Genomic DNA, 23,416 nt, shown 5'->3' with positions numbered 1-23,416 from the left:
CTATTACCAACTTACCAAAGTATAAGAAATGGAGGGGAAAATTTCGCCCTCTACTTCTTGGTAGATCGCCATGACAAAACTGGGACTAAGTGATCAGTAAATACACCGTCAGCATTTACAACCTTATCAAGCATGTCTAGCACTTGCTCGCTTGTCATGCTGTCAGGCAAAGCGTCTTTTCGGTAGGTGTAAGGGTGGATCGTCAGCCCGTTTTTGTGAGCGAACTCAAGCCACTTTGCCGCTTCAATCTTCCCCTTTGCCATTGCTTTGTTATTCAGTAGGTGGCCTAACCATGGCCCTATACCATCAGCATAAGATGCTACTTCGTTCATACCTTCTTCAGAACGAACCCAATCATAGTCGGTGTCACTTTCGCCCCAGCTATTCTCGCCTATAAGCATCACCACTTTGCCTTTATAACCCAATGTTTCGCGAATGCGTTTCACTTCTTTAAAATCAAAACATTGAATATAGCTGTTGCTATTTTCCACACCGAAACCGAACGCATTGAGGGTGTCGATGACAATCTTACTCGCATCAACGCCTTCGTCGTGGTGAAAAGCAGGAGACTTAACTTCAGGATACACGCCAACAGCTGCTTCAAACTGGCGATTAAGCTCGCTGATAAGCTCAAAGTGCTCAGTTAATGTAGCAATCTTAAAATTCGCGTGTTTACCTTGGTATCTATCCTTAAATACGGGGGTACCGTTGCCACCTGTACGTTCATGTACTCTTAGTGCTCTCAATTCTGCAAGTGTAAAATCCCGTGCATAATACCTTCCGTCAGCACGGTGCCGAGCGGGAAATACGTCTTCAACATCGGTAACGGTTTCCAGATGAATATCGTGTAAAACAACAGGTATATCGTCTTTGGTAATGACTACATCTTGTTCTATAAAGTCGGGCCGCAAAGAGAAGGCAAGCGTAGCAGCTTCAAGTGTATGTTCTGGTAAATATCCTGATGCGCCGCGATGTGCAATAACCGTGAAGGACTTAGTAGCGTTTGCTTCATTAGTGTTAGCAAGTGGCGCACTTGATGTGAAAATGCTTGAACACACTAATAGTAAAGCAGGTAAAAGACTTTTCTGTATAGCCTTACCTTTCACACTATTTGAATAAACTAACTTTTTGTACTGCACAGTAGCACTACTCCATGTGTTCATTGTTATTTGCCTTTTCTCTTCTAAGCCTTTTAAATTATTAGGCCTCAGTTAAATCATTACTATCAGTGCTCGAGCGAGATAGATTTGTTTTGTATAAGTTCTATCGCATAGCCGTCGGGGTCACGGACAAAGGCTATCACGGTGGTGCCGCCCTTTACGGGGCCGGGCTTTCTATAAACGTCAGCGCCGTTTGCCGCTAAGTTTTCACAAAAGCTGTAGATATCGTCAACCTCAATAGCGATATGGCCATAGGCATCGCCTTTATCATAAGTGTTATCGCCCCAATTGTAGGTCAACTCAAGCACTGTGCTGTCAGACTCATCGCCATAACCGACAAATGCCAAGGTATATTCGTATTCCTTGTTCTCTGATTGACGAAGAAGGCGCATACCCATTAGCGAGGTGTAAAAATGAAGTGATGATTCTAAATTCTCAACTCGAAGCATAGTGTGAAGCATTCGCATAACAGATTCCTATTTTGCCGACACCGAAAGTAATGGCTTGCGGCGTACTGCATGATTATTGCGTGGTTAATGTCTCTCCATTCAAGCGAAAACACCGCATATCAATTAAGGGCTTACAGTGATATTTAGTTTGAGAACAGAGCAAAAAACACAACGCAGTGTGACTTTAATAAATAAATGTTAACCCTTTAAGACAGTTATACAATTTTTGTTGGTGAATTAAAGTCATTTAAAAGTTACATAGATACATTAATAAAACACGCGACTAAAAAATAAACGCGAAATGATTGGACATGACGATGTTTTACCTGTACCTTCTGTCTCGCTCTAGATATGTTATATGCTTTACCTAATACTGCGCTGTACCTTTCTTTATTCCTTCAAATTGAAGTTCTATTTAGATATACAACTGCTTTACTAGCTTGGTTATGTCTATTGCTATCGGTGATTTTCACCACAACATCAATTTTTTTAAAAAAGGTTTTTATTATGTCTAATTCAGTAAACGGCACAGTTAAATGGTTCAACGAAGAAAAAGGTTTCGGTTTCCTAACACCTGAAGCTGGCGGTAAGGACGTATTCGTACACTTCCGTTCAATCACTTCTGACGGTTTCAAAACTCTTGCTGAAGGCCAAGAAGTTAGCTTCGAAGTTGAACAAGGTCAAAAAGGTCCACAGGCTGCTAACGTAGTAGTTCGATAAGACCTTAACGCTTATCTACTAAATATGGGCTCTTTGACTCGCTGAGCGAGGCGCAGAGAGCCTACTTTCCGTTTTAAAATTTCTTAACACAACCTGCGAGGAATTCAAAACAAACTACATTTATAAAGAAGTTCTTAATATGCAAATCCAACATTCTGTATCTACATTCAATAGCGCGACATCTTCAGCGTTAATTTCAAATATCTCTACCAACAAAACCACTGTTGCTTTTAAAGAGGCAAATACCTATCGCCATGTTGTTCTCACTTCACGTGAAGAAGTTAGACGATTCGTTGCTGAATTGGTAAAAGCGTCTTAACGGCACAAGTTGGGCAAATCTTAGGTCGAATATTAATCATCTATGCGCTTAGTATTAGCTTTACGTCGTTATGAAAAGCTACGTTTATCATTACCGTAGTACGCCATTATTGGCCGACAATAATACAAAGCATATACAAAAATAGCGTTAGATTATGTTAAGGCCAGCATACTTGTTTTGCATGCTGACCTAATTGCATTAAGCATTAGTGAAAAAACAGACGTTTCTTCGAAATTATTTTGCTTTCAAATCTATCTCGGAATCAGCAAGTAAGTATATGCTAGCTGCGTATGCTGCGATGTTTTGCGCAAGCTCATCGGGATTGATTTTATCTAAAGTGTCATCCGGAGTGTGGTGAAGATCGAAATAGTCCCTTCCGTTCTGATTCAGTCTAATTGTAGGCACGCCTTTCGCTGCAAGTGGAATAATATCCGGACCGCCGCCGGCGATATCAGCGCCGCCTCGAACAATGCCAAGTGGAGAAAGAATCTTTGCGATTTCATCTACTAGTACTGTTGCTTCGGAGTTTACATTAGACACCAGTTGCCAAATAGTTTGCGCCCCAAAGTCAGACTCTGTCGCCAGCACATGATTATTAAGGTTCTTCTCATGCTGTTTTGCGTAAGCAAATGCGCCTAACAGGCCAACTTCTTCAGCACCAAACATAACTACACGAATAGTGCGTTTAGGGCGTTCAGGAAGTGAAGCAATTAACGCGGCAGCCGCCGTTGTTATTGCAATACCAGCACCATCATCGACCGCGCCCGTACCTAAGTCCCAACTGTCTAAGTGGCCGCCTATAAGCACGATTTCTTCAGGCTTTTCACTACCGACTAAATCTAAAATGACGTTGCCGCTGCTTACTTCGCCCTTCCACTTGGATTCCGAATGAAGCGAAAGTGAGAGTGGTTTACCAAGATTGTGTAGACGTCGTAAATGATCAGCATCTGGGTTTGAGATAGCAACGACGGGGATATCTGCCCAGTTTTCGCCATCAGAACTCATCATGCCTGAGTGAGGAAAACGATGAGAATCCGAACCCACTGAACGCACTACCAGTGCCTCAGCACCACCGCGTTGAGCATGCTGCCACCCTATACGGCGACGTTGGTTAGCCTGACCGTAGCCTGCACCTGTTTGACTTTTCACCATGGCGTCGCCATCGACGAAGGCAATTTTGCCTTCCAGAGCACCGTTTTCAACAGCTGTTAAAGCGTGAATGTCGCGGAAATACACAATGTCTGCATTAATTTCTTTTTCTGAAGGGGCCGCACCACCTAACGCAGTGCCATAAAGCGGTTGTGCATAGGGTGAAGTAAGTGAAATATGTAAATGACCTCTATCCCAAAAAGGCATAGTGAACTCTTCTACACTAACTTTATCGAAGCCCAATCGAGTTCCTACTTCAACGCCCCAATCTCTTGCGCGTTTCTCTGCTTCAGAGCCGCCTAATCGAGGGCCTACTTCTGTAGTAAGTGATTCTACAATGCTATAGCCTAAGTCACTTTTTAGTGCTTTTTGGATAAGTGCTTCAGCATTTTTTTTCTGTTGAGGCGTAATTGGTGAGCTTTCAGCGAAAACGCCAAAACTGCAAGCACTTACCAATGCACCAAGCGCTAAACTTTTAGCGATAGTATTTAATCGAGACATGTGTTCTCCGTGAGTTATTTTTATATTTCTATTTTATTTGCGTTGGCACAAATATGACATATCAATCATAGCCAATTTGATTGGTGCTTTCGAGGCAAACCATAAGCCCTAGTGGTTCGTTAATCGTAAAGTCGTTTGGTGCGATCTGTTATATGAGATAGAAAAAAATAAAAAAGGAGTCTTTCGACTCCTCTTAAAATGTTTTTATTTCCGCTTCTTCAGCATCAGCTTTTGTTTTTTCTCTTGCTCTTTGAGTACTTCGTTAATGAAGCTTTTCCTTCCGAATTCTCGTGTAATAACGCACTTATTTAAGTCAAATCCGCGGGCAGGGCAGTATTCTCTTCCATAAAGAATGATTTGTAGATGCAGGTCGTTCCATCTCTCTCGGGGGAACAGGCGTTTTGCGTCACGCTCGGTTTGCTCTACACTTTTTCCGTTTGAAAGGCCCCAGCGATACATGAGTCGATGGATATGGGTATCTACGGGAAATGCAGGGATGCCAAACCCCTGAGACATGACAACTGCTGCGGTTTTATGTCCTACAGCCGGCATCGCTTCTAATGCCTCAAAGCTTGCTGGAACTTCACCGTTATGTAGCTTGATAATCATGTCGGATAAATGCCAGATCCCTTTAGATTTCATGGGCGATAAACCACAAGGACGGATAATGTCTTGAATTTCTTCAATACTCATCATCACCATGTCATAAGGGTTATCGGCGCGAGCAAATAGCTTCGGAGTAATCTGATTGACCCTTTCGTCAGTGCACTGCGCTGATAGCAGCACAGCGATTAGAAGAGTGTAGGGATCTTTATGATCTAGGAAAATAGGTACTTCTGGATAAAGTTCATCCAAAATTCGCATGATTTCTTTGACTTTTTCTTGCTTTGAGATGGGCTTAGCAACATCTAACATTAAGACAGACTCTTACTCTTATTTTATGGTCTCGGTAAAGGATGACTAGCTTTCAGCAGTAACACGCACCCGTGCAGCTTTTTCTGTTGTTACAGTTTGCTGTGCAGCAATTTTTGCGTCAATAATATTCTTTATAGCGATGAGCAAGCCCATTCCTAAGAACGCACCGGGAGGAAGAACGGCCAGCAGGAAAGGGTTCTCGGTACTAAACAGCACGACTGTCCAGTTTTCAGCAATTGGACCAAATAGCCTATCAGCTCCGGCTAATAATGTTCCTGCGCCCAAAATTTCACGCATACCACCTAAAATGACCAATACGGCAGTAAAACCTAATCCCATCATAAGCCCGTCATAAGCGGAGGCAAGAGGGTCGTTTTTAGAGGCAAATGCTTCAGCGCGACCAATGATTGCGCAGTTGGTGACAATAAGCGGAATAAAAATGCCTAAGGCTAAGTAAAGCTCGTAAGTAAATGCATTCATTAGCAGCTGAATAATAGTAACAAAGGCAGCAATAATCATGACGAAAACAGGGATACGGATTTCATTTCTTACTAGGTTTCGCACTAATGATACGGTTACGTTGCTACCAATCAGAACAAGCATGGTGGCAAGGCCTAAACCTAAGCCATTGATAAAGGTAGCGGTAACCGCTAACAAGGGGCACAGCCCAAGCAGCTGAACTAAAGCTGGATTGTTTTTCCAGAGCCCTTGTAGCGATAGGTCGCGAAAATCGGTCACGTTTAAAGCTCCTCTACTTGTTGAGGGTGTGCCTCATAAATGTCGTTAGGCTCAGCGGTGTTAGCGTTATCTTTGCGTTGGCAAGTGTTAGGGGCAGAGAATAACGCCGACTGGTTAGCCTGTGCATACAACAAGGCTTCACGCACTGCGCCTACTACCGCCCGTGGCGTAATGGTTGCGCCAGTAAATTGGTCGAACTCGCCGCCATCTTTTTTGACTTGCCATGGTGCTAAATTATCGTTTGAGAAAGGTCTGTCGCTAAACGTGGTGATCCAGTTACTAACCGCAAGCTCAATCTTATCGCCTAACCCTGGCGTTTCTTTGTGTTCAATCACTCTAACACCGAGTACCGTCATTTTATTTTCAGTAGGTTTTCTCTCGTCTTGATTAACTTTATTTACACCCTCATTGTCTTTTGAATTTAAAAACTCAGATGCGTTCACACTGACGCCTACAACTAAATCAATATCACCGCTATAACCGTCAGGAGCGGTGGCCTCAAGCACCACTGCACTCGGTTTACCGTTCAACGTGGCTCGGTAAACTTTGTGCGCTTTTTTTGCGCCTAATTCGGTTGCCGTCACTTGAGTGCAGTTTGCGTATAGTGGATTATCGTGAAATTCACTGGGCACTACTTCATTGAGCACGCTCAGTAGTTTCTGCTGCTTTTGTTGCTCAATCTTATCTTTAGTGCCATAAAAGGTAAGCGAGATAAGAGCGGTAGTCACGACGGCAAACGCACCTAACATCAACCCGTTTTTAGTTAAGCTGTCTTTCATCATTAATATTTACCTCGACCTTTATCGGCATTTTTCCCATAAACACGTGGGCGAGTGTAATAATCGATAAGCGGTACAGCCATATTCATAATGATCACTGCAAACGCTACAGCATCTGGATATCCACCAAACGTCCGAATGATAACAATCCAAAAGCCGATGGCCGCCCCAAAAATGATACGCCCTTTAGGTGTGGTCGATGCTGATACAGGATCGGTGGCGATAAAGAATGCGCCAACCATAACTGCGCCATTAAACAAATGGAAAAGCGGTGAGGCATAGTAATCAGCATTGGCTAAATGAAGCAGTGAAGCGCAGACAAACACACTCATTAACATGCCGCCTGGAATATGCCAGCTGATTATGCGGGTTTTCCATAAATATAGTCCACCCAGCAAATAAGCAATACTCACTATTCCCCAGCCTGCGCCAGCGGCTTCAAAAAAACCGCCATCGAAAATTGGCTTAGTGAGTGATTCTGAGTAGGTGACACCTTGAGTTAGATCGGTTTTCAACGTGTCCAATGGTGTCGCCATCGTTACACCATCGGCAATGGTTTTAAGCTGAGTAACGTCATATCCACTTGTTGTAAACCCCGTAAATATCAGCGAAACAGCGTCGAAGAAGCTCGGAGTAATCCCAGCGTGAGTAGTGGGAGGCAACCATAAGCTCATGGCGGCAGGAAACGAAATGAGCAGAACAACGTAAGCGATCATTGCAGGGTTAAAAATGTTGAATCCTAAGCCACCATAAACTTGTTTAGCTACTGCAATGGCAAAGAAAACACCGGTTACCGTCATCCACCAAGGGAGGGTGGGCGGAATGCTTATTGCGATTAAAAGCCCAGTTAAAACGGCGCTATAGTCGGTAAGTGTGCGCTCTATAGGGCGATTCCGAAGGTATAAAATAAGGCCTTCAAAAACCAGTGCACTTACTACAGCAATCACTGACTGTATTAACATGCCCCAACCAAAAAAGAAGGACTGCGCAATCATTCCTGGGATCATGGCGTAAATCACCATGCGCATGACTTGACCCGTATCGCGTTTAACCCGCTGGTGTGGCGAACTCGATAAACTTAATTTCATTGTGATTCTTTCTCTTTATCTGCAGCGGCTTTTTTCGCCTTAGCTTTAGCGATAGCTGCGGCAATACGTGCTTTCTTTTCATCCTGCCCTGACATCGGAGCGCCGTCTTGCGTGTTCGTTTCTGCATTGTCCTGCGAGGGTGATTCACTCGGTTCGCCCTTCGCCTGGCTCTCTGTCTCATTGTTTTCGGTAGGCGATGATTCTTCTTGGCTTGCTAGGGCACGCTTTTTCGCTTTAGCTTTGGCTACGGCTGCTGCAATTCGGGCTTTTTTCTCGTCCGCCTCGCTTTTTCCGGAAGAGTCTGCGTTGCTTTCTTGTTGAGTACTGTTGCTTTCTGGTAAATGAACGATTTCTTCGTTTTCTTTTTCATTACCGGCAGAACTAACCGTTTGCGCTACTTCAGCCTCTGCCTTTTTGGCCTTCGCTTTAGCTACTGCTGCGGCAATTCTTGCCCGTTTCTCGTCCTGTTGCTCATTCTTCTGCTCGCCTGACTGAGCGATGCTTTGAGAAGGAGATTGTGCTGGAGATGACGATTCTGGCAGCCCATTTTCGGACATACTTTTGGCCGCTTTTTGGGCTTTTGCTTTCGCCACTGCCGCTGCAATTCGCGCTTTTTTCTGTTCTTCTGCTGATAGTTTTACATTGTTATCAGCGGTAAATTCTTCTATGTTTTTTGCGACGTCTTCGTCTGCATGTTTGTCTGCGTGTTCGTCTGAGTGGTTTCCGGGGATCGGCTCTTCAGAGGGAGCAGCTTGTGCTGCTTCTTTCGCTTTTGCTCTTGCAATAGCTGCAGCAACTTTGGCTTTTTTCTCATCTTCAGGCGATGGCGCAGCAGGTTGAATAGACGATGATTCGTCGACCTTTTCACTTTGAGCTTGCGCCGCTTTTTTCGCCTTAGCTCTGGCAATAGCGGCCGCTACCTGAGCCTTCTTATCGTCTGTTGCAGTGCTTGGTTCGCCAGTGTTCGACGTTGTACTCTCATTACTTGAATTAGCCTGCAAAGCAGCTTTTTTAGCTTTCGCGCGAGCAAGCGCCGCGGCCACTTTGTCTTTCGCTTCTGTTACGTCAGTATTGCTGGCGTTATCGACTGCTTCAGCATTGTGTTCTTTCGCTTTATTAGCAGCTAAACGCGCTTCTTTGGCTTTTCTGTGCTTTTCTTCACGTTCACGCTTTTCCCGCTCTAAGCGTTCTTTGCGAGCTTCAAAACGTTGCTTTGCTTTTTCTGCTTTATTCTTCTCATCACGCTGTAGACGAATTTCTACTTTGGCTTGGCGATAATAATGGACTAGCGGTATTTCGCTCGGGCAAACGTACGCGCAAGCACCGCATTCAATGCAGTCGAACAGGTCGTATTCTTCCGCCTTGTCATATTCTTTTGCTTTGGCATGCCAAAACATTTGCTGAGGTAGCAGAGAGGCTGGGCAGGCATCAGCGCACGCGCTGCAGCGAATACATGGTCGCTCAACATTGTCGTCGACGAGCTCTTTTTTTGCAGGAACAAGTAAACAATTGGTGGTTTTTACCACGGGTATGGTTGCATCCGATAAGGTAAATCCCATCATGGGTCCGCCCATTACCACTTTAGGCGCTTTTTGCTTTTTCGGATTGTATTTGGCTTCGCTCAATAAATGAGAAACAGGAGTACCTATCAGTGCTCGGAAGTTGCTGGGTGACTCAACGGCTTCACCGGTCACAGTGACAATTCGTTCAATAAGTGGTTTGCCATGCAAAATGGCATCAGCAATAGCGTAGCAGGTGCCTACGTTAAACATCATTACACCAATATCCGCTGGAAGGCCGTTTCTTGGCACTTCTCGGCCAGTGATGACTTGAATGAGTTGTTTCTCACCACCAGCAGGGTATTTGGTTTCTACGCTGACTACCCGATAATCTTTCTTATCCTGGCAGGCAATATTTAACGCTTCAAACGCTTCTGGTTTGTTATCCTCTACTGCCACAATAATCGCTTTGGGGCCGATTAAGTGTACAAGAATATCCAGCCCCTGGCGTATTTGCCACGCATGCTCGCGCATAAGGCGATCGTCAGAAGTAATATATGGCTCGCACTCAATACCATTTAAAATGAGAAATTCAACTGGTTTTGAGGTCGATGTTTTAATGTGAGTAGGGAAGCCCGCACCGCCCATGCCTGAAATACCTGCCTGACAGATAGCATCAATCAGCTGGCTTTTGTCGACATTACTGTAATTCGTAGTAGCAGACAGTTCACACCATGTATCTTTGCCGTCAGGGCGTATCGAAACACACATTTCTGTAAGGCCGCTAGGGTGCGCCACAACATGCGGCGCAATAGCCACGACTTCACCCGAAGTTGGCGCGTGAACAGGCACTGAAAAAGGCGAAGAGCTTTGCGAGAGAACTTGACCTTTTAATACTGTATCACCAACCTCTACGCAGCATATTCCATCTGAGCCAATATGCTGTCGAAGCGGCACTACCAATAATTCGGGCATAGAAGGCTTCTGGATAATAGAAGTGTTAGAAAGGGCCTTTTTATCGTCTGGGTGTACACCACCCGGAAACGAGTATGTTTTTCCCGCATTTAAGGTTTCTATAATTGAATCAAAACTTGGATACATCACAATTACGACACCATTTTTATGGGAATATCACCTTTAGGTGATGATGAAAAATCCCACTTCCACGTAGAAGTAGTTTCAGTGATAGGAACCATATCAATACAGTCAACAGGGCAGGGGTCTACACACAGGTCGCACCCTGTGCACTCATCGGTAATGACAGTGTGCATATGCTTTGCCGCGCCCAAAATAGCGTCAACAGGACATGCTTGAATGCACTTCGTACAACCAATGCATTCATCCTCACGAATAAAGGCGACTTTTTTGACGTCTTCCTCGCCGTGGGCTGCATCGAGGGGTTTAGGTTCAACACCCATCAAATCAGCAAGCTTTTTGATGGTAGATTCACCACCGGGAGGGCACTTATTAATATCATCGCCCTCGGCTATTGCTTCAGCGTAAGGCTTACATCCTGGATAGCCACATTGGCCACATTGGGTTTGTGGAAGCACGGCATCTATTTGCTCTACGAGCGGGTCACCTTCCACTTTAAAGCGGATGCTGGCGTAGCCTAAAACAAGGCCAAATATTAGGGCTAATACACCGATTGCAGCAACGGCAAAAATTATGGCAGTAGACATCGTCATTATAGCTTCACCAAACCACTAAAGCCCATGAAAGCAAGAGACATAAGACCTGCCGTAATCATGGCTATTGACGCGCCTTTAAATGAAACAGGTACATCCGCTGCTGCGAGTCGCTCGCGCATCGCAGCAAAAAGCACTAGTACCAACGAAAAGCCAACGGCAGCGCCAAAACCATATATGAGGCTTTGCATGAAATTGTGCTGTTCTGTGAGGTTCAAAAGTGCAATGCCTAATACTGCGCAATTAGTCGTAATGAGAGGAAGAAAAATACCCAGTAGCCTATATAAGGTAGGACTGGTTTTGTGTACCACCATTTCAGTGAACTGAACCACTACTGCTATAACAAGGATAAAAGCTAGTGTTCTTAAATAACCAATACCCAAAGGTGCGAGTAAATAGGTTTCTACCAAATAGCTTGTTGCAGAGGCGAGAGTGAGTACGAATGTGGTTGCCATAGACATGCCCATGGCGGTCTCTAGTTTTCCAGAAACACCCATGAATGGGCATAACCCGAGAAACTTGACCAACACGAAGTTGTTAACCAGTACTGTACCAATCAATAGCAGTAAAAATTCAGTCATGAAAAACGCAATTCCTTCGAGGAATCTAGACGGACATTGCCCGTGCTTTAAAAAGAAAGATAGATTGTTTCTATTATCCCTTTTTAGAACGGGTTTAACAACTTGATTGAATTAGGGTTATTTAATGTCTAAACGCGTTGTTTTGGGAATTAAAATAAATGGATGTGGGTAGGACGATTTGAGAGCCAACTAAGTGGCTCCCCGAGCCCTCCTTACTGGGAACTATTAACGTGCCAATGGTCGAATTTAGGCGTAAGTTGCCGCCACAATTGAGAAAAGCGGCATAGCTGTATATTTTTTAAATAGTTCCCCCCTAATGTGAATTTGCCCTAACGCTGCTTTTTCTGCTGCACCAAAATGGCAGTATGAAAACGGACAAAAGCAAGTTCTTAGAGCCACGTAACCACATTACATTTAAATGTGATGTGTGTTTGCACGTGTGGGATTCAGAGCCCGAGGAAGTGGTTAGTGATGAAAATTTAGCTCACCCTTACCGTTATTTTGCCACTTGCCCGTCATGTAGAGCGCATTCGCAGCAAATTCCATGGCAGCGCGGCTTATTCAGCAGCTATGTGAAATCAACAGGCCCCAAAACACTGGAAGGTAAAGCGGCCTCTGCAGCAAACTTGGACGGCCACCCTACACCAGAGGAAGCGTTAAGAACGCGATTTAATGCGTTGAAACACGGCGCAGCGGCAAAGCAAGCGCTCTATTTTCCTGCGAAGCCTGGCAAATATGATGCGTGTGAAACATGCGATATCGATTTTGACTACTGCAGCCAGCAAGTGGCATGCATGCGCAAAACTGAATTATTTATGCGCCATCTGATCGCCATTGAAAGTCACGACCCAAAAATGCTGAGAGAGCACCAAGCGATGCAACAGGCTAACTTTGCTTCGTTAATGGATGACATGCTGATAAGCGTAATTAATAAAGGTGTCGTGCTAGAAACACCGGCATTCTCATTTGATAAAGACGGTGGCTTTCACCTTGCTCAGTACACTGATAGTGAAACTGGCAAGAAAACCACCATTATGGATACGAAAGCCAATCCGCTGCTTAAGCATATCTTCGACCTAATGAGCAAAAACAATCTTACCCTGGCTGATTTGGGCATGACGCAAAAAGTGCGTGAAGAGAATGAAATTCAGATGGGCCGCTTACAGCAAGAAGGCAAAGATAAGCAGAGCTTGGCCGACTTCCAAAATAAACAGCATGAATTACTCGATAGCTTGCGCGAAAAAATAGTGAATTCTCAGAATGCGCTTAGCCAAGATGAAATATTGCTAGAACACAAGAAAGCGAACGGCGATGGCTGAACGTGTAACCGCAAAAGAAAGGCAGCGCCTGCAGCATTTGGCTGAAGCTGAAATTATGCGTTACAAGGGTGACCATTCCCTTTGGCATAAGCATGTTCACGACATAACACTAGACCCAATGCAGGTACTTAAGTGTTATGAAATGGATAGGTACCCAAACACCATCGATAACAGTTGCCGTCGTACAGGTAAAACCGCAGTTAAAGAAATGTGGAACCTCGAATACCTGGCAACGAATCCCGACCAAGAACTGGGGATTGTGGCGCCCAAAGAAGCACAAAGCCTGGTTAACCTTAACTACCACCTAGACGCTATTCGTCGGTCTGAAATTCTCGGTAACTTTATTGAATACCGTAATGGCCGTAAGCAAATGAGCGATACTTATTTTAGGTTCTGCAACCGAAGCATAGCGCGAGGTTACGGTATCTTTTCCCAAATCGACGGCGGCGATTTAACCTTGGCCTCTATTGAAGAGGTCGACGACTTAGACCAAGAGCGCCTTAATTCCCGTTTCCTACTTACCATGGGTTCGACACGCCGCTTAGGTGCTGACGAAAACGCCAAGAACGAACCAATAATTAGAATTACAGGTGTATTTAAAGGGGCGTCGGTACTTTCAAGTTTGTTAGAAACGAAGAAATATCACTTATTGCCTACGGTCGATTGTCACTTAGGGGTAGAGCTTGGGATCCTAAACGGTAAGTTTATCGACGACATGAAAGTTCAGCTTTCACCCGAAGAGTACATTCGCCAGCTGCTGTGCATTAACACCAGTTCTACTAACTTAATTTGGGAAAAGTATATTCGTGCAGCCATTCAGATGGGCGCAAAAACCAACATTGAAATGGTTATCCCCGAGCCTGGTGCCAGATATAGAAAACGCGGTTTATTAAGTTTTGGTTACGATGCTGCAGGCCATGGTGAGAGCGCTACGGCATCAAAGCATGCATTTATTGTTACTGAGCAAGTCGGAAACTATGTTGTTTTTGTGTTTGCAAAGACATGGGCTGCAGGTACCGACGACTCGGTTGTTAAAAATGACTTGCTTGCGTTCTGGCGTTACTTTCGTCCCGACTACGCCATAGGCGATGCTTACGGCTTAGGTATGCTTACCCAGTTAAACCACGACCTTTATTATGAAGGCCTCACCCCAGTTGATATACGAGCGATTAATGATGGTGAGTCGAATGCTTCAGCATGGAATGATTGGGCCTTTGCACCCTTGCGTTTTGAGGGCTCAATAAAACACAGTATGGCGCAAGCATTAAGAGGGGTTTTCCACCACGGCCACGCCGTTATTCCTTACGTCGAACATTTAGAGCCGTCCGGCTTAGATATCGATAGTTTAGCGATTTCAGATATGAAAACCTTTATTAAGCAGCTATCGAACATTAAGCCAGAAGAAACCAGTAAGAGTTATTCAAGTTACGTAATGGTGCTAAAGAAAATAGGCGATGACTTATTCGACGCTGCTATGGCGTCTGTGTGGGCGCTTGCTACACGAGGCCAACCAAAACCAAATACAGCCGTAATGTCATCTTCCCGAAGTCGCGAAGAATTGCTAGGCACCACCATTTTATTACCAGGGGTATAGAGAGTATGGGAATTATTGCAACAATTAACCGAGCGCTTGGCCGCCATACTTCCTCGGTAGATGCTGTAAGTAAGAGCGAAGAGGCCCAGCACAAAGCAAACACGCGTGGTGGTACCACGGTTAACACTGAAAATTATGTAAGACGTTTGTACAATGAACTTTATGTGTCTCCTGAGTATAAAGCGTCAGTTCACCACATAAGAGAAATGGACCGCACCGACCCTCGTGTTAAACGAATTCATAGGCGCATGGCCCGAGATGCAACAAAAAACGGTATTCGTCTGCAGTGGAATGGAAAAGAAAACGACCGTATTAGCCGGCTATTTAAGCTTTGGGTTGCCCGTCTTGGTCTTAATAATCCTCAAAAGCTTCACTCTGACGCACGAGGTGCAGTGATGGAAGGTGCGCTTGCCATGCAGTGGGTTGTGAATGACCAGCGAAACATGGTGTCTGGCCTTCGCATGCCAGCAGAAACCATTCTTGCTGATACGTTGCCAACAGGCCAACTTCAAAACATCGCCGCAGCCTATAAGCAATTAGACCCCGTTGGTGGGTACCAGATTATTGCTGAGTTTGCTTTTTGGCAGCTTTCCGTTGTCAGAATTGACCCCGACAACTACGACGATTTTGGTTGTAATGGTCGCCCTTATTTAGATGCCACACGAAAAACGTGGAAGCAGCTGCAAATGACCGAAGACGATTTAGTAATTCGCAGACGAACACGCGCACCGCAGCGCTTTAGCCACGTTCTTGATGGTGCCACAGCGGAAGAACTTCAGAAGTATAAAAACGGCATTGAAAACGAAAAGGGGTTAATGACCACAGATTTCTATTCAAACAGAAAGGGTGGCGTTACTGGGGTTAATGGCGATGCTAACCTAGACCAAATTAACGATGTTGTGCATTTGCTCGATACGTTCTTTAGCGGCGCCCCAGCACCAAAAGGTTTATTTGGTTATTCAGATGGGTTAAGCCGAGACATTCTAGAAGACCTTAAAAAAGACTACTTTGAAGAAATAGAGGGCCTGCAAGATACCCTTTCACAAGTTTACTTTGAGGGATTTCGCCTGCAGCTGCTGTTAGCCGGTATTAATCCCGACTCTTATAACTTCAATGTGCAGTTTACCGAGCGCAAAACAGAAACACGTAATCAGAAAGCAGACTTGGCGCTTAAGTATCAAGCGCTGGGTGTACCAGACTCATTAGTATGGGAAACGGCAGGGTTCGAACCTGCTTACGTTATGGATAAAATCAAAGACCAGAAATCAAGTGGTGATCCTTATCCTGGCGAACAAGACGATGATGACGGCACACCAACTAACGACAGCCCAAAACCTCGTGTTAAAGTTACACCAGGTAATGAGCCTAAAGGTGAGTCTGCAACCTATGTCCGAAACGCTTAAACCCATTGGTGATAATTTAGTTGTTACTGATGAAAAACCGGAAAATTCGTCGTCTGTCTTAGATGTTATTGACAGTCGCCCGTCAAACCAAGCCACTGTGTTAGCGGTTGGCGAAGGCCGCGTGCTTAAAAACGGTAAAAGGGCGCCGATGATAGTTAAGCCAGGGGATAGAGTTTTACTAGGTAGGTATGCTGGCTTTAGGTATGAACTTGCTGATACCACGGTACGCCTGCTTTCTATTAATGATGTGCAAGCCATATTATGAGTGAGTGATCATGAGTGAATTATCACGCAAGAAAGCAATAATAAAACGGGCACAGGCATTGGCTTTAAAAGAGTACTTTGCCCTCGACCTTAGCGCTCTGGCTGAACTGCAAAGCTACTATGAGAGCAGCTTAGAAGAGGTGATTAGTATTCTCCTTTTCTACGCTGACAGTATCGGCATTATTCGCTTACAACAGCTTTCCGCACTACGCACCGACATAGAACGTGCGCTTAATAATTTGGCAAGTCTGCAAACCGAACTGCTAAACAGAAGTTTGTTGGCGTCGGCTAATACTGGTGTAAAGCCATTTTTGTCGCATTCAGTTGCACAATCGGCGCTAGATATTGCCCAGCGAACTACGCGTTTCGTTAAACAGTTCACCCAAGACGACGGCTTACAGCTATCTGACCGACTTTGGATAATTAACGACAACAATAAGAACAAAGTACTACGAGCAATAAACAGCGCAGTTATTCAAGGGCATTCGGCCAGCGAAGCAGCGGCCAGTTTGGTATCCAACAACGAGTTGCCCACTAAAGAAATTAAAAACAAAGTTAATAATGCATCTGCAGAGAAGATAGGAAACGTACTCAAAGCACAAGGTAAGGATGAAGGTGCGGCTTATTGGCAAGCTAGGCGTTTGTTTAGAACAGAGCTAAATCGCGCTCATGGTATCGCCTTTCAGAATAGCCTGGAAGATGATGACGACATTATCGGTACACGCTTTATGCTTAGCCCTAATCACCCAAGGGTGGATATTTGCGACATGCATGCAAGTGTGAACCGATTTGGGTTAGGCAGAGGCGTTTATCCAAAAGGCAAAAACCCGTGGCCTGCTCACCCGAATACCCTTAGCTATGTAGAAGCTGTATTTACCGATGAAGTGACCGACGAAGACCGAGCCACCAAGCAAGACCGAATAGAGTGGTTAAGCAATCAATCGGGCAATATTCGCATTGGTGTACTGGGTGTTTATAAGAACAACTTGCTACAAAATGACCTGTTAAAAGAAACCATGATCAGGTCGAAAGTGAAGGCCTTGAAAAACCGTTTTGGTTAAAAGTTTGCCCTAACGCTGCGTTTTCTACACTGCCACACTCAAACTAGGTTAATAATAGTTGAGTGTGGACATGCCCCAACACAACCGAAAAATCCAATTGGAAGCACCTACTCATACGAAGACGGTGCGCTTTCTTGCCTCTGCAGTTTCGGTGGATGCCGAACAAAAGACCTCAGTGGTTACTATCACCCGAACGGGTAAATTCTTTGACCCTCGCTACGGACACTTTGAAATTAGCACCACAATGCTGCAAAGCATGGTGAATAACTTCAATAAAGGTGTTTTTGGTCAGGACATTTTCATAGATAAAGCCCATAACCCGAGTGACGGTGCGGCAGGCACAATTACACGCTTATTCCTGGATGGGAACAAACTGCGTGGTGAAGTGGCGTGGACGCCTTTCGGTCAAGAACTGATTGAAAAGAAAGGTTATCGCTACTTGTCAGCGGAATTTATTGAAAATTTCGTCAGCAACGAAGAGCCCCATACCGAATTTGGCCCCACGCTTTTGGCGGCTGGCTTGGTGGTTCGCCCCTGTATTAAAAATCTAGACCGTGTAGAGCTATCGGAAGGTGAAGACTTCGATGGCATGCAGCTAATTTCACAGCAGCTGGCGGTTCAATTCTCTAAGGAATCAAACGTGGAAAAATTACTTAAGTTATTTAAAGAGGCGCTTGCGAATAAAAAGCTAAGCGAGTCGGCAATATCTAAATGGGTAGATACAGCTAAGAAAGTGCTTGAAGGCATTTCAGATGAAACCCAGCAAAAAACGTTAATGGCGAGTCTGCAAGAAACGGCGTTAGCACTTGCTGAAACTTCACCAGAAGCAGTGCCTGTTGTTAACGTAAACAGTACTGGCCTGTCTGAATCTGAAGTTAAAGCGCTATTCGAAAAGCTAGAAGCAGACAAAGCCAAAGTGCTGTCTGACGCTCAAACTAAGCGCGATGCAAACGTTAAACTATTCACTGAGCAAGTGAATGGCACCGAAGGCCTTTCTGAAGGTGTAAAAGCGAAGCTGCTTAGATCGGCTGATCTTATTACTGCAGAGATGACAGAAGGCCAAGTAAAAGCACTGGCAACACAGCAAATTGTGCTGGGTGAAGAGCTAGAAGCGCAAACCAAACTGGCTGGCATGGGTTTCCAAGGCGGCAATGGCCCGATGGGTTCTGTTGTACTGGCTTCTGGTCACAATGCTAATGCAATGAAACTTGCTGAAGATGTGCGTAAGCAACTTAAGCAAACGTCGTCATTCTCAAACGGCTCAATTCGCCTATCTGAAACGGTTGACCCGTTCGTAGATAAAGTACTTACCTTGTTTGATGGTCAGTATAACCAGCAGCTTAACCGCGAATACAAAGTACTAAACGGTGAAGAAGGCAGTATTTCTGATGCAGCGCTACCTTATGCTTTCCGTCGTGAAGTAATTCGTGAAGCCCTGCACGACATGAATATTCTTCAGCTGGTAGCAGCCGAGACAGACCCGGGTGCACAATCAACCACGCAAATTCCGTATGAAGAGCGTAAACCGTTCAAAGGCCGTAACGATGGCCTAGTGTTTGAGCGCGGTGGTATTCCGAAAGCAGGTGTTCAAACTCGCTTCGATATGGCATACGTAAACGCAATGAAAATCGCGTTCAACGTGTCTAATGAATTAATGCACTTTACTCGTGTAAGCGGTATTAACTGGGATGCATGGGGCCGTCATGTGGCGTCTTGTTCACGTATTTTACGTGAAATTGTAGTGCGTCGCCTAGCCAATGAAATGCTACGTATTTCAGACAGCCTAGCAGCGGTTGAAGTTACTGCAGAGAACATCGCTTCACAGCTTGACGGCTCAAATACAGTAGTGAAAACCAGCGCGTTCCCAGTGGTTCGTCCACATCAAGTATTCGACCTTCAAGGCAATACTGTGGGCAATACATCTAACCCAATTACTATCATGTTCGGCGGCTCAGAAATTTTGCCGTTTGACGGAACGGGTAACCAGGCATCTGGTACGTATTACGTATTGGCTAACTGTAACTTGGGCTACATTCAGTTTGTTGATGAAACGGGTGAAGTGGTTACACCTAACGAGACAAATGCAACAATTTCATATTCTCGTGCAACAAACGTGGCAATGTTCGACATTGACCTGCCAGCAGACACTAAGCTTGAGCAGCACTTAAACGGCTTGCTACGTAAGATTGGTAACCGTAAAGCGGTAATGAAAGACGACCGCTTCCAAGCGCCTAACTTCCTGCTTATGAGCAACACGCTTAACGACATGTGTACCAACGCAGACCAATTCATTGTTAGCCTTAAGCGTGACGGTAGCGACACGAACGGTATGGGTGATTTGGCCGCCATTAAAGCAATGCCAGCATGGTCTACGAATGCGCCAGGCATCGACTTAGGTGACGAACGTATCCTTATGGGCCAACGTGGTACTACGCATTATCGTGTAGCAAAAGCGTTTTCTATGAGCGAAATGCAAGAAGGTCGCGACCCTGAGACGGGTGAAATGAACGGTACCAAAGAAGCCTACGGTGAAGAATACAACGCTATTCACACGCCTAAGCCACTGGCCGATCGTTATACCTCGGTTGTTGTGTACTCGGGCACTGGCCGCTAAGCCAGTCATGTAACCCAAAAAGGGCAGGCCACATTGCCTGCCTTTTTTATTAACTGGCTAAAAGGTAAAAACCATGAAAGTTAAAGAAGCGATTACCAATACCTCTGCAGCAATTATGTTTGTAGCTGGTAAAATGATTCCTCCTGGCGAAACACGTATTGTTGAAGTACCAAAGCAATCAGCATCTAGCCAAGTGGCAGCTATGTCGTTTGATGCGAAGGGCGAACTGGCTACAACAGTAGCTAAATTGAAAGAAAAGCTTGAATCGTTCACCCAAGACCAACTTCAACAGCTTCAGGCTGAAGAGGAACAAGGCCAAAACCGTGCTAGCGCGATTGATGCCATTACAGATGAAATTAAGTCTCGTGAGTACAGCGTTGAGCTAGAGGAATTTGCATTAGCATTGTCTAGCGTTGAAGACTTAGATGCATTGCTGCTTGACGTTGCTAAAGATGAAGCCAAGGTAGCAATGGTAAACGATGAAATAGCAAAACGGGCAGAGCAACAAAAGCATGTCAATCAGTAAAGCGGATCTTGTAGCAAGCTTATTGGTATCGGTATCAAGCAGTACTAAACTGCTTGATACTGACGATATCACGATAACCAGCACCATTGTTGATAACGCACTTGATGCGCTATCAAGACTTGCGCCGGCAACAGGTATCGACACCATTTCTTTGCAGCCTGGCGTGCAGATATACCCAGCGCCCTCTAACATTTGGGCGTACAAGGAAACGGCGTGGGGCTTTGACCAGCGCGCAGCACCATGGGAACCTGGCTATATTTCTCGGTTACCTGATGTGACCTACAACGAAGGGAGTATTTACTTTAGCTTTGCACCTACTGCGCAGATGATTAGTAATCTCGGCAGTCGATTTACCTATTTCTACTATGCTCGCTACCAAGTGAATAATGGCGCCATAGAGATAGAGCCACGCAAGCAGGCACTACTACTTTTACTCTGCCAAATGGAAGTAATGAAACTGTTAGTGCTGCGAGAGCCTGGCACGCAAGTTACTACCAAAGGGAATGCAGGCAAGATTCAGTATGGCAGCCCCAAATTAGCGTTTGAAGCGCTTCAAGAGGAAGCTGGCCGTATAGCTGAAACGCTATGAACGAAATCATTCTAGACCTTAACACTCGCGCTCTAATCAACTATTTAGAGCGCAGTGTTAACGCCATCGATGGAACTACCGCAAAATTACTTCGCCGTTTATCGCAAGAAGGTACCAGAGAAGCGAAGCGCCACACCCCGAAAGCAGAAAGCACCCTAACCAATTCAATTCGCGCTAAGCAGCAATCCGCTAGTTTTCATCAAGTGGTAGCTGGTGTTCATTATGCCAGGTATGTGGAAGAGGGCACGGGCCGCGGTGGATGGGTACCAGACCAAACTATTTTAGATTGGATGGACGTTAAAGGTATTACCCCCGACGACGAAGACATGAGCATTGAGCAGCTGGCCTATCTCATACAGACCAAAATTTTCTATCAAGGCACCCCAGCGCAGCCGTTTATGAGGCCAGCGCTTGAACATATCAAAGCGAAAGCGCCAAACCTAGCGTTGACTTACTTTAAATCTGCATTAGAGGTTAAAACAAAATGACCCCCGAACAGCGGCTTAACACGGTTAAAGATAACCTTAAGCAAATAGTTGGCATTCACCATGTCACACGAAATTACAGCGATTTAGACACCGAAATGGACAAGCACGAACGCATTTATGCCGTATTGTCCTCTGGCTTTCCGCAGTTCGGTAGCTTGTACGACACTGAAGACGAAGTGCATAACTTTATGATAGTGGCCCAGCAGCTGGTGAACGAGAACACCACTGGCGAGCAAAAAGAAGCCATTGAATTTTCTATGCTCGAATTAATTAAAGAATTAGTTGCCCAAGATGGTGAAGCGAACGAACCGCTTAACCTTGAACTGGTCAGCGCCAGAACCTCGCGCCAGATGGATCCTATTCACGCTTGGGTTTTATTCGAACTGCGCTTTAACGACCTTTAACTTTTGCCCTAACGCTGCGCCCCCCTCATTGCGACACTGAGCACTACAGAAAAAGGGGGCGACCATGCCTATTACAGTAACCAATTCATCTACGAAGCCAGTGCGCAGCGCCGGCATTAACTTCGCACCAGGTGTAAACACTTTTGAAGACGGTGAGCTTTCCAGTGCCCAACTAGCCCAATTAGCGCCAGTTAAGGTACTGAGTACAAAGCACACCGCAAAGCAGGCACCTGTCGCTAAATTAGCAAAGGAGCCTAAGCAATGAGTGCTAAGTATCAAAAGTATAAGGTGAAACGCCTTCTGCTCACCATGGCAGTGTTTAACGCTGCAGCGAATCCAGCCCTAGTCATTGGTGAAGATTATATTGCGGCAGGCGAAACGCCGAAGCACATCCAAACCAAAAACGCCGAACTTTCGCTAGAAATTGAAACGTTAGACCGTGAACTGGACGATGCAACCCTAGGTTATAAGCCCCAAATGCTAGTGGGCCAGCATTTTACTATTTCAACTGAAGTAGAAATTGCTGGTTCCGGTACGGCTGGTACTGCCCCCGTTTATAACGACCTAATTAAAATTGGTGCGTTCTCAGAAACGGTGAATGCCGGCACTGATGTGCAGTACGAACAACTGGACGATGATAGTTGGCCCGATGCGACTATTTATTTCTACCACGCTGGCCGAAACCATAAAGTATTGGGTGCACAGGCCAATGTAAGTGTTGCTGTTGCCAACGGTGCACTGCCTACCTACACCCTAACCATTACAGGTACCTACGGCGGTGTATTAAAAGAGGCTATGCCCACTCCTTCTTTCAATCAACTTAAGCCTGTAAAGGTGGGTAACCAATACACCACGTTCACGCTAGACGGCAGTGAATATGCGCTTATTAACTACTCTTCAGACCAAAACAACGAAGTGAACTACACCGATTTGCCAGGTTATGAAGGTGTGAGCATTGATGACATTGCGCCAGAAGGTGAAATTGAAATTCTAGTGCCTGATCACAGCGACTTCGACCCGTTCGCGATTGTGAATAGCGAAGCGGAGGTGTTCCTACCTTTCTCGCTTCAGCACGGTACCACAGCAGGCAATATCGTTACCTTTTCCAACCCCGAGCTACAAATTTTAGGCGTGGGCTACGGCGAATTTGAAGGTAAACGCACGTTTGTGATGCCGTATGGCGCCATTGGTAAAAACAAAATTACGGTGAGCTAATGCAATTAAAAATTAAACGAAAAGAAAGTGTCGTGTGGCCTGTATCTGTAAAGGTACCTGCAGACGGCGGGGCGCTTGAAGAACATAACTTCTTTGCTCGGTTTAAGCGCTTATCTGAAAAAGAGTTCGATGCTGCGGCCAAGGAAGGCCAAACCCCGTTACTTAAAGCTGTGATGCTAGAAGCTGGTGAAACTGAAGCCAATCTAGAAAAGCTAAGTGATGAAGACAAAGCAGAGTTGCTTTCAGATACCAATTACCGTGTTGGTCTTTATAACGCCTACTTAAAGATGGACGCAGGCGTAGCGGAAAAAAACTCCTAGAGGCCGCCCAGTTTTGGGTAGGCCCTAGCGTTA

The 23,416-nt window shown here is 45.3% G+C and carries 25 protein-coding genes; 15 read left to right on the top strand and 10 right to left on the bottom strand.

Going from position 1 to position 23,416, the window contains the following annotated elements; translation table 11 throughout:
* Nucleotides 1-50: 50 nt before the first annotated feature.
* Together glpQ and gloA are read right to left on the bottom strand one after the other, a co-directional pair.
* On the bottom strand, nucleotides 51-1,163 hold the full coding sequence (glpQ, locus tag GVO62_RS05980; RefSeq protein WP_159118164.1) for a glycerophosphodiester phosphodiesterase: 1,113 nt from the start codon (nucleotides 1,161-1,163) through the stop codon (nucleotides 51-53).
* 62 nt (nucleotides 1,164-1,225) lie between these two features.
* On the bottom strand, nucleotides 1,226-1,627 hold the full coding sequence (gene gloA / locus GVO62_RS05975; protein ID WP_159118163.1) for a lactoylglutathione lyase: 402 nt from the start codon (nucleotides 1,625-1,627) through the stop codon (nucleotides 1,226-1,228).
* Nucleotides 1,628-2,116: 489 nt separating this feature from the next.
* On the opposite strand from gloA, the gene cspE reads away from it, so the two are divergent.
* Nucleotides 2,117-2,329 (top strand): transcription antiterminator/RNA stability regulator CspE, encoded by a 213-nt coding sequence (gene cspE, locus GVO62_RS05970; protein ID WP_105932040.1) that lies wholly within the window; start codon nucleotides 2,117-2,119, stop codon nucleotides 2,327-2,329.
* Between the two features lie 139 nt (nucleotides 2,330-2,468).
* Nucleotides 2,469-2,648: a hypothetical protein gene (locus tag GVO62_RS05965; protein WP_120960249.1), complete on the top strand. Its 180-nt coding sequence runs from the start codon at nucleotides 2,469-2,471 to the stop codon at nucleotides 2,646-2,648.
* Nucleotides 2,649-2,882: 234 nt separating this feature from the next.
* On the opposite strand, the gene GVO62_RS05960 is transcribed toward GVO62_RS05965, so the two are convergent.
* The 8 genes from GVO62_RS05960 to rsxA form a co-directional block, all read right to left on the bottom strand.
* Entirely contained in the window at nucleotides 2,883-4,298 is a 1,416-nt protein-coding gene (locus tag GVO62_RS05960) for a M20/M25/M40 family metallo-hydrolase (protein ID WP_159118162.1), read from the bottom strand.
* A 204-nt stretch (nucleotides 4,299-4,502) separates the two neighbouring features.
* The gene (locus GVO62_RS05955; protein WP_173359488.1) at nucleotides 4,503-5,213 is read right to left on the bottom strand and encodes an endonuclease III domain-containing protein; all 711 of its coding nucleotides are present in this window, start codon (nucleotides 5,211-5,213) and stop codon (nucleotides 4,503-4,505) included.
* A gap of 45 nt (nucleotides 5,214-5,258) precedes the next feature.
* Nucleotides 5,259-5,951, bottom strand: coding sequence for an electron transport complex subunit E (locus GVO62_RS05950; protein WP_159118161.1), 693 nt, complete (start codon nucleotides 5,949-5,951; stop codon nucleotides 5,259-5,261).
* A gap of 2 nt (nucleotides 5,952-5,953) precedes the next feature.
* Nucleotides 5,954-6,733, bottom strand: coding sequence for an RnfABCDGE type electron transport complex subunit G (locus GVO62_RS05945; RefSeq protein ID WP_159118160.1), 780 nt, complete (start codon nucleotides 6,731-6,733; stop codon nucleotides 5,954-5,956).
* Entirely contained in the window at nucleotides 6,733-7,818 is a 1,086-nt protein-coding gene (gene rsxD, locus GVO62_RS05940; protein ID WP_159118159.1) for an electron transport complex subunit RsxD, read from the bottom strand. The genes GVO62_RS05945 and rsxD overlap by 1 nt, the downstream gene beginning before the upstream one ends.
* Nucleotides 7,815-10,418, bottom strand: a complete 2,604-nt coding sequence (gene rsxC, locus GVO62_RS05935; protein WP_159118199.1) for an electron transport complex subunit RsxC — start codon at nucleotides 10,416-10,418, stop codon at nucleotides 7,815-7,817. The genes rsxD and rsxC overlap by 4 nt, the downstream gene beginning before the upstream one ends.
* A gap of 5 nt (nucleotides 10,419-10,423) precedes the next feature.
* On the bottom strand, nucleotides 10,424-11,005 hold the full coding sequence (gene rsxB, locus GVO62_RS05930) for an electron transport complex subunit RsxB (RefSeq protein WP_105931837.1): 582 nt from the start codon (nucleotides 11,003-11,005) through the stop codon (nucleotides 10,424-10,426).
* On the bottom strand, nucleotides 11,005-11,586 hold the full coding sequence (gene rsxA / locus GVO62_RS05925; protein WP_159118158.1) for an electron transport complex subunit RsxA: 582 nt from the start codon (nucleotides 11,584-11,586) through the stop codon (nucleotides 11,005-11,007). Before rsxA ends, rsxB begins: the two co-directional genes overlap by 1 nt.
* Before the next feature lie 365 nt (nucleotides 11,587-11,951).
* Here rsxA and GVO62_RS05920 point away from each other — a divergent pair, with 365 nt between their 5' ends.
* The 13 genes from GVO62_RS05920 (at nucleotide 11,952) to GVO62_RS05860 (ending at nucleotide 23,383) form a co-directional block, all read left to right on the top strand.
* Nucleotides 11,952-12,905 carry a hypothetical protein gene (locus GVO62_RS05920; protein ID WP_159118157.1) on the top strand — a complete coding sequence of 318 codons (954 nt, stop codon included), beginning with the start codon at nucleotides 11,952-11,954 and terminating at the stop codon, nucleotides 12,903-12,905.
* Entirely contained in the window at nucleotides 12,898-14,499 is a 1,602-nt protein-coding gene (locus GVO62_RS05915) for a hypothetical protein (protein ID WP_159118156.1), read from the top strand. The genes GVO62_RS05920 and GVO62_RS05915 overlap by 8 nt, the downstream gene beginning before the upstream one ends.
* Nucleotides 14,500-14,504: 5 nt before the next feature.
* Complete coding sequence (locus GVO62_RS05910; RefSeq protein ID WP_159118155.1) at nucleotides 14,505-15,902, top strand: portal protein; 1,398 nt, start codon at nucleotides 14,505-14,507, stop codon at nucleotides 15,900-15,902.
* Entirely contained in the window at nucleotides 15,886-16,167 is a 282-nt protein-coding gene (locus GVO62_RS05905; protein ID WP_159118154.1) for a GroES family chaperonin, read from the top strand. The genes GVO62_RS05910 and GVO62_RS05905 overlap by 17 nt, the downstream gene beginning before the upstream one ends.
* 10 nt (nucleotides 16,168-16,177) lie before the next feature.
* Nucleotides 16,178-17,227 (top strand): hypothetical protein, encoded by a 1,050-nt coding sequence (locus GVO62_RS05900; RefSeq protein WP_159118153.1) that lies wholly within the window; start codon nucleotides 16,178-16,180, stop codon nucleotides 17,225-17,227.
* 70 nt (nucleotides 17,228-17,297) lie between these two features.
* Nucleotides 17,298-19,841, top strand: coding sequence for a phage protease (locus GVO62_RS05895; RefSeq protein WP_159118152.1), 2,544 nt, complete (start codon nucleotides 17,298-17,300; stop codon nucleotides 19,839-19,841).
* 73 nt (nucleotides 19,842-19,914) lie between these two features.
* On the top strand, nucleotides 19,915-20,367 hold the full coding sequence (locus GVO62_RS05890) for a hypothetical protein (RefSeq protein ID WP_159118151.1): 453 nt from the start codon (nucleotides 19,915-19,917) through the stop codon (nucleotides 20,365-20,367).
* Nucleotides 20,354-20,956: a hypothetical protein gene (locus GVO62_RS05885; RefSeq protein ID WP_159118150.1), complete on the top strand. Its 603-nt coding sequence runs from the start codon at nucleotides 20,354-20,356 to the stop codon at nucleotides 20,954-20,956. The genes GVO62_RS05890 and GVO62_RS05885 overlap by 14 nt, the downstream gene beginning before the upstream one ends.
* The gene (locus GVO62_RS05880) at nucleotides 20,953-21,444 is read left to right on the top strand and encodes an HK97-gp10 family putative phage morphogenesis protein (RefSeq protein WP_159118149.1); all 492 of its coding nucleotides are present in this window, start codon (nucleotides 20,953-20,955) and stop codon (nucleotides 21,442-21,444) included. Before GVO62_RS05885 ends, GVO62_RS05880 begins: the two co-directional genes overlap by 4 nt.
* Nucleotides 21,441-21,848, top strand: coding sequence for a hypothetical protein (locus GVO62_RS05875; protein ID WP_159118148.1), 408 nt, complete (start codon nucleotides 21,441-21,443; stop codon nucleotides 21,846-21,848). Before GVO62_RS05880 ends, GVO62_RS05875 begins: the two co-directional genes overlap by 4 nt.
* A gap of 64 nt (nucleotides 21,849-21,912) precedes the next feature.
* Nucleotides 21,913-22,113, top strand: a complete 201-nt coding sequence (locus tag GVO62_RS05870; RefSeq protein ID WP_159118147.1) for a hypothetical protein — start codon at nucleotides 21,913-21,915, stop codon at nucleotides 22,111-22,113.
* Nucleotides 22,110-23,063, top strand: a complete 954-nt coding sequence (locus GVO62_RS05865) for a hypothetical protein (RefSeq protein WP_159118146.1) — start codon at nucleotides 22,110-22,112, stop codon at nucleotides 23,061-23,063. Before GVO62_RS05870 ends, GVO62_RS05865 begins: the two co-directional genes overlap by 4 nt.
* Complete coding sequence (locus GVO62_RS05860; RefSeq protein ID WP_159118145.1) at nucleotides 23,063-23,383, top strand: hypothetical protein; 321 nt, start codon at nucleotides 23,063-23,065, stop codon at nucleotides 23,381-23,383. The genes GVO62_RS05865 and GVO62_RS05860 overlap by 1 nt, the downstream gene beginning before the upstream one ends.
* Nucleotides 23,384-23,416: the final 33 nt, after the last annotated feature.

Origin of the sequence: Alteromonas sp. KUL150 (genome assembly GCF_009811475.1) — a bacterium.
Taxonomy (GTDB): domain Bacteria; phylum Pseudomonadota; class Gammaproteobacteria; order Enterobacterales; family Alteromonadaceae; genus Alteromonas; species Alteromonas gracilis.
The sequence above is the reverse complement of the archived record's forward strand: the minus strand, read 5'-3'. Positions and strand labels throughout refer to the sequence as shown.

Coding starts and splice junctions, on each gene's coding strand:
- cspE (WP_105932040.1), top strand. CDS start 2,117: ATGTCTAATTCAGTAAACGGCACAGTTAAATGGTTCAACGAAGAAAAA.
- GVO62_RS05955 (WP_173359488.1), bottom strand. CDS start 5,213: ATGTTAGATGTTGCTAAGCCCATCTCAAAGCAAGAAAAAGTCAAAGAA.
- rsxA (WP_159118158.1), bottom strand. CDS start 11,586: ATGACTGAATTTTTACTGCTATTGATTGGTACAGTACTGGTTAACAAC.
- GVO62_RS05890 (WP_159118151.1), top strand. CDS start 19,915: ATGAAAGTTAAAGAAGCGATTACCAATACCTCTGCAGCAATTATGTTT.
- GVO62_RS05965 (WP_120960249.1), top strand. CDS start 2,469: ATGCAAATCCAACATTCTGTATCTACATTCAATAGCGCGACATCTTCA.
- rsxC (WP_159118199.1), bottom strand. CDS start 10,418: ATGTATCCAAGTTTTGATTCAATTATAGAAACCTTAAATGCGGGAAAA.
- GVO62_RS05915 (WP_159118156.1), top strand. CDS start 12,898: ATGGCTGAACGTGTAACCGCAAAAGAAAGGCAGCGCCTGCAGCATTTG.
- rsxB (WP_105931837.1), bottom strand. CDS start 11,005: ATGACGATGTCTACTGCCATAATTTTTGCCGTTGCTGCAATCGGTGTA.
- GVO62_RS05910 (WP_159118155.1), top strand. CDS start 14,505: ATGGGAATTATTGCAACAATTAACCGAGCGCTTGGCCGCCATACTTCC.
- GVO62_RS05885 (WP_159118150.1), top strand. CDS start 20,354: ATGTCAATCAGTAAAGCGGATCTTGTAGCAAGCTTATTGGTATCGGTA.
- GVO62_RS05900 (WP_159118153.1), top strand. CDS start 16,178: ATGAGTGAATTATCACGCAAGAAAGCAATAATAAAACGGGCACAGGCA.
- GVO62_RS05920 (WP_159118157.1), top strand. CDS start 11,952: ATGAAAACGGACAAAAGCAAGTTCTTAGAGCCACGTAACCACATTACA.
- GVO62_RS05865 (WP_159118146.1), top strand. CDS start 22,110: ATGAGTGCTAAGTATCAAAAGTATAAGGTGAAACGCCTTCTGCTCACC.
- GVO62_RS05860 (WP_159118145.1), top strand. CDS start 23,063: ATGCAATTAAAAATTAAACGAAAAGAAAGTGTCGTGTGGCCTGTATCT.
- GVO62_RS05960 (WP_159118162.1), bottom strand. CDS start 4,298: ATGTCTCGATTAAATACTATCGCTAAAAGTTTAGCGCTTGGTGCATTG.
- GVO62_RS05945 (WP_159118160.1), bottom strand. CDS start 6,733: ATGATGAAAGACAGCTTAACTAAAAACGGGTTGATGTTAGGTGCGTTT.
- GVO62_RS05870 (WP_159118147.1), top strand. CDS start 21,913: ATGCCTATTACAGTAACCAATTCATCTACGAAGCCAGTGCGCAGCGCC.
- GVO62_RS05895 (WP_159118152.1), top strand. CDS start 17,298: ATGCCCCAACACAACCGAAAAATCCAATTGGAAGCACCTACTCATACG.
- GVO62_RS05905 (WP_159118154.1), top strand. CDS start 15,886: ATGTCCGAAACGCTTAAACCCATTGGTGATAATTTAGTTGTTACTGAT.
- GVO62_RS05875 (WP_159118148.1), top strand. CDS start 21,441: ATGACCCCCGAACAGCGGCTTAACACGGTTAAAGATAACCTTAAGCAA.
- glpQ (WP_159118164.1), bottom strand. CDS start 1,163: ATGAACACATGGAGTAGTGCTACTGTGCAGTACAAAAAGTTAGTTTAT.
- gloA (WP_159118163.1), bottom strand. CDS start 1,627: ATGCGAATGCTTCACACTATGCTTCGAGTTGAGAATTTAGAATCATCA.
- GVO62_RS05880 (WP_159118149.1), top strand. CDS start 20,953: ATGAACGAAATCATTCTAGACCTTAACACTCGCGCTCTAATCAACTAT.
- rsxD (WP_159118159.1), bottom strand. CDS start 7,818: ATGAAATTAAGTTTATCGAGTTCGCCACACCAGCGGGTTAAACGCGAT.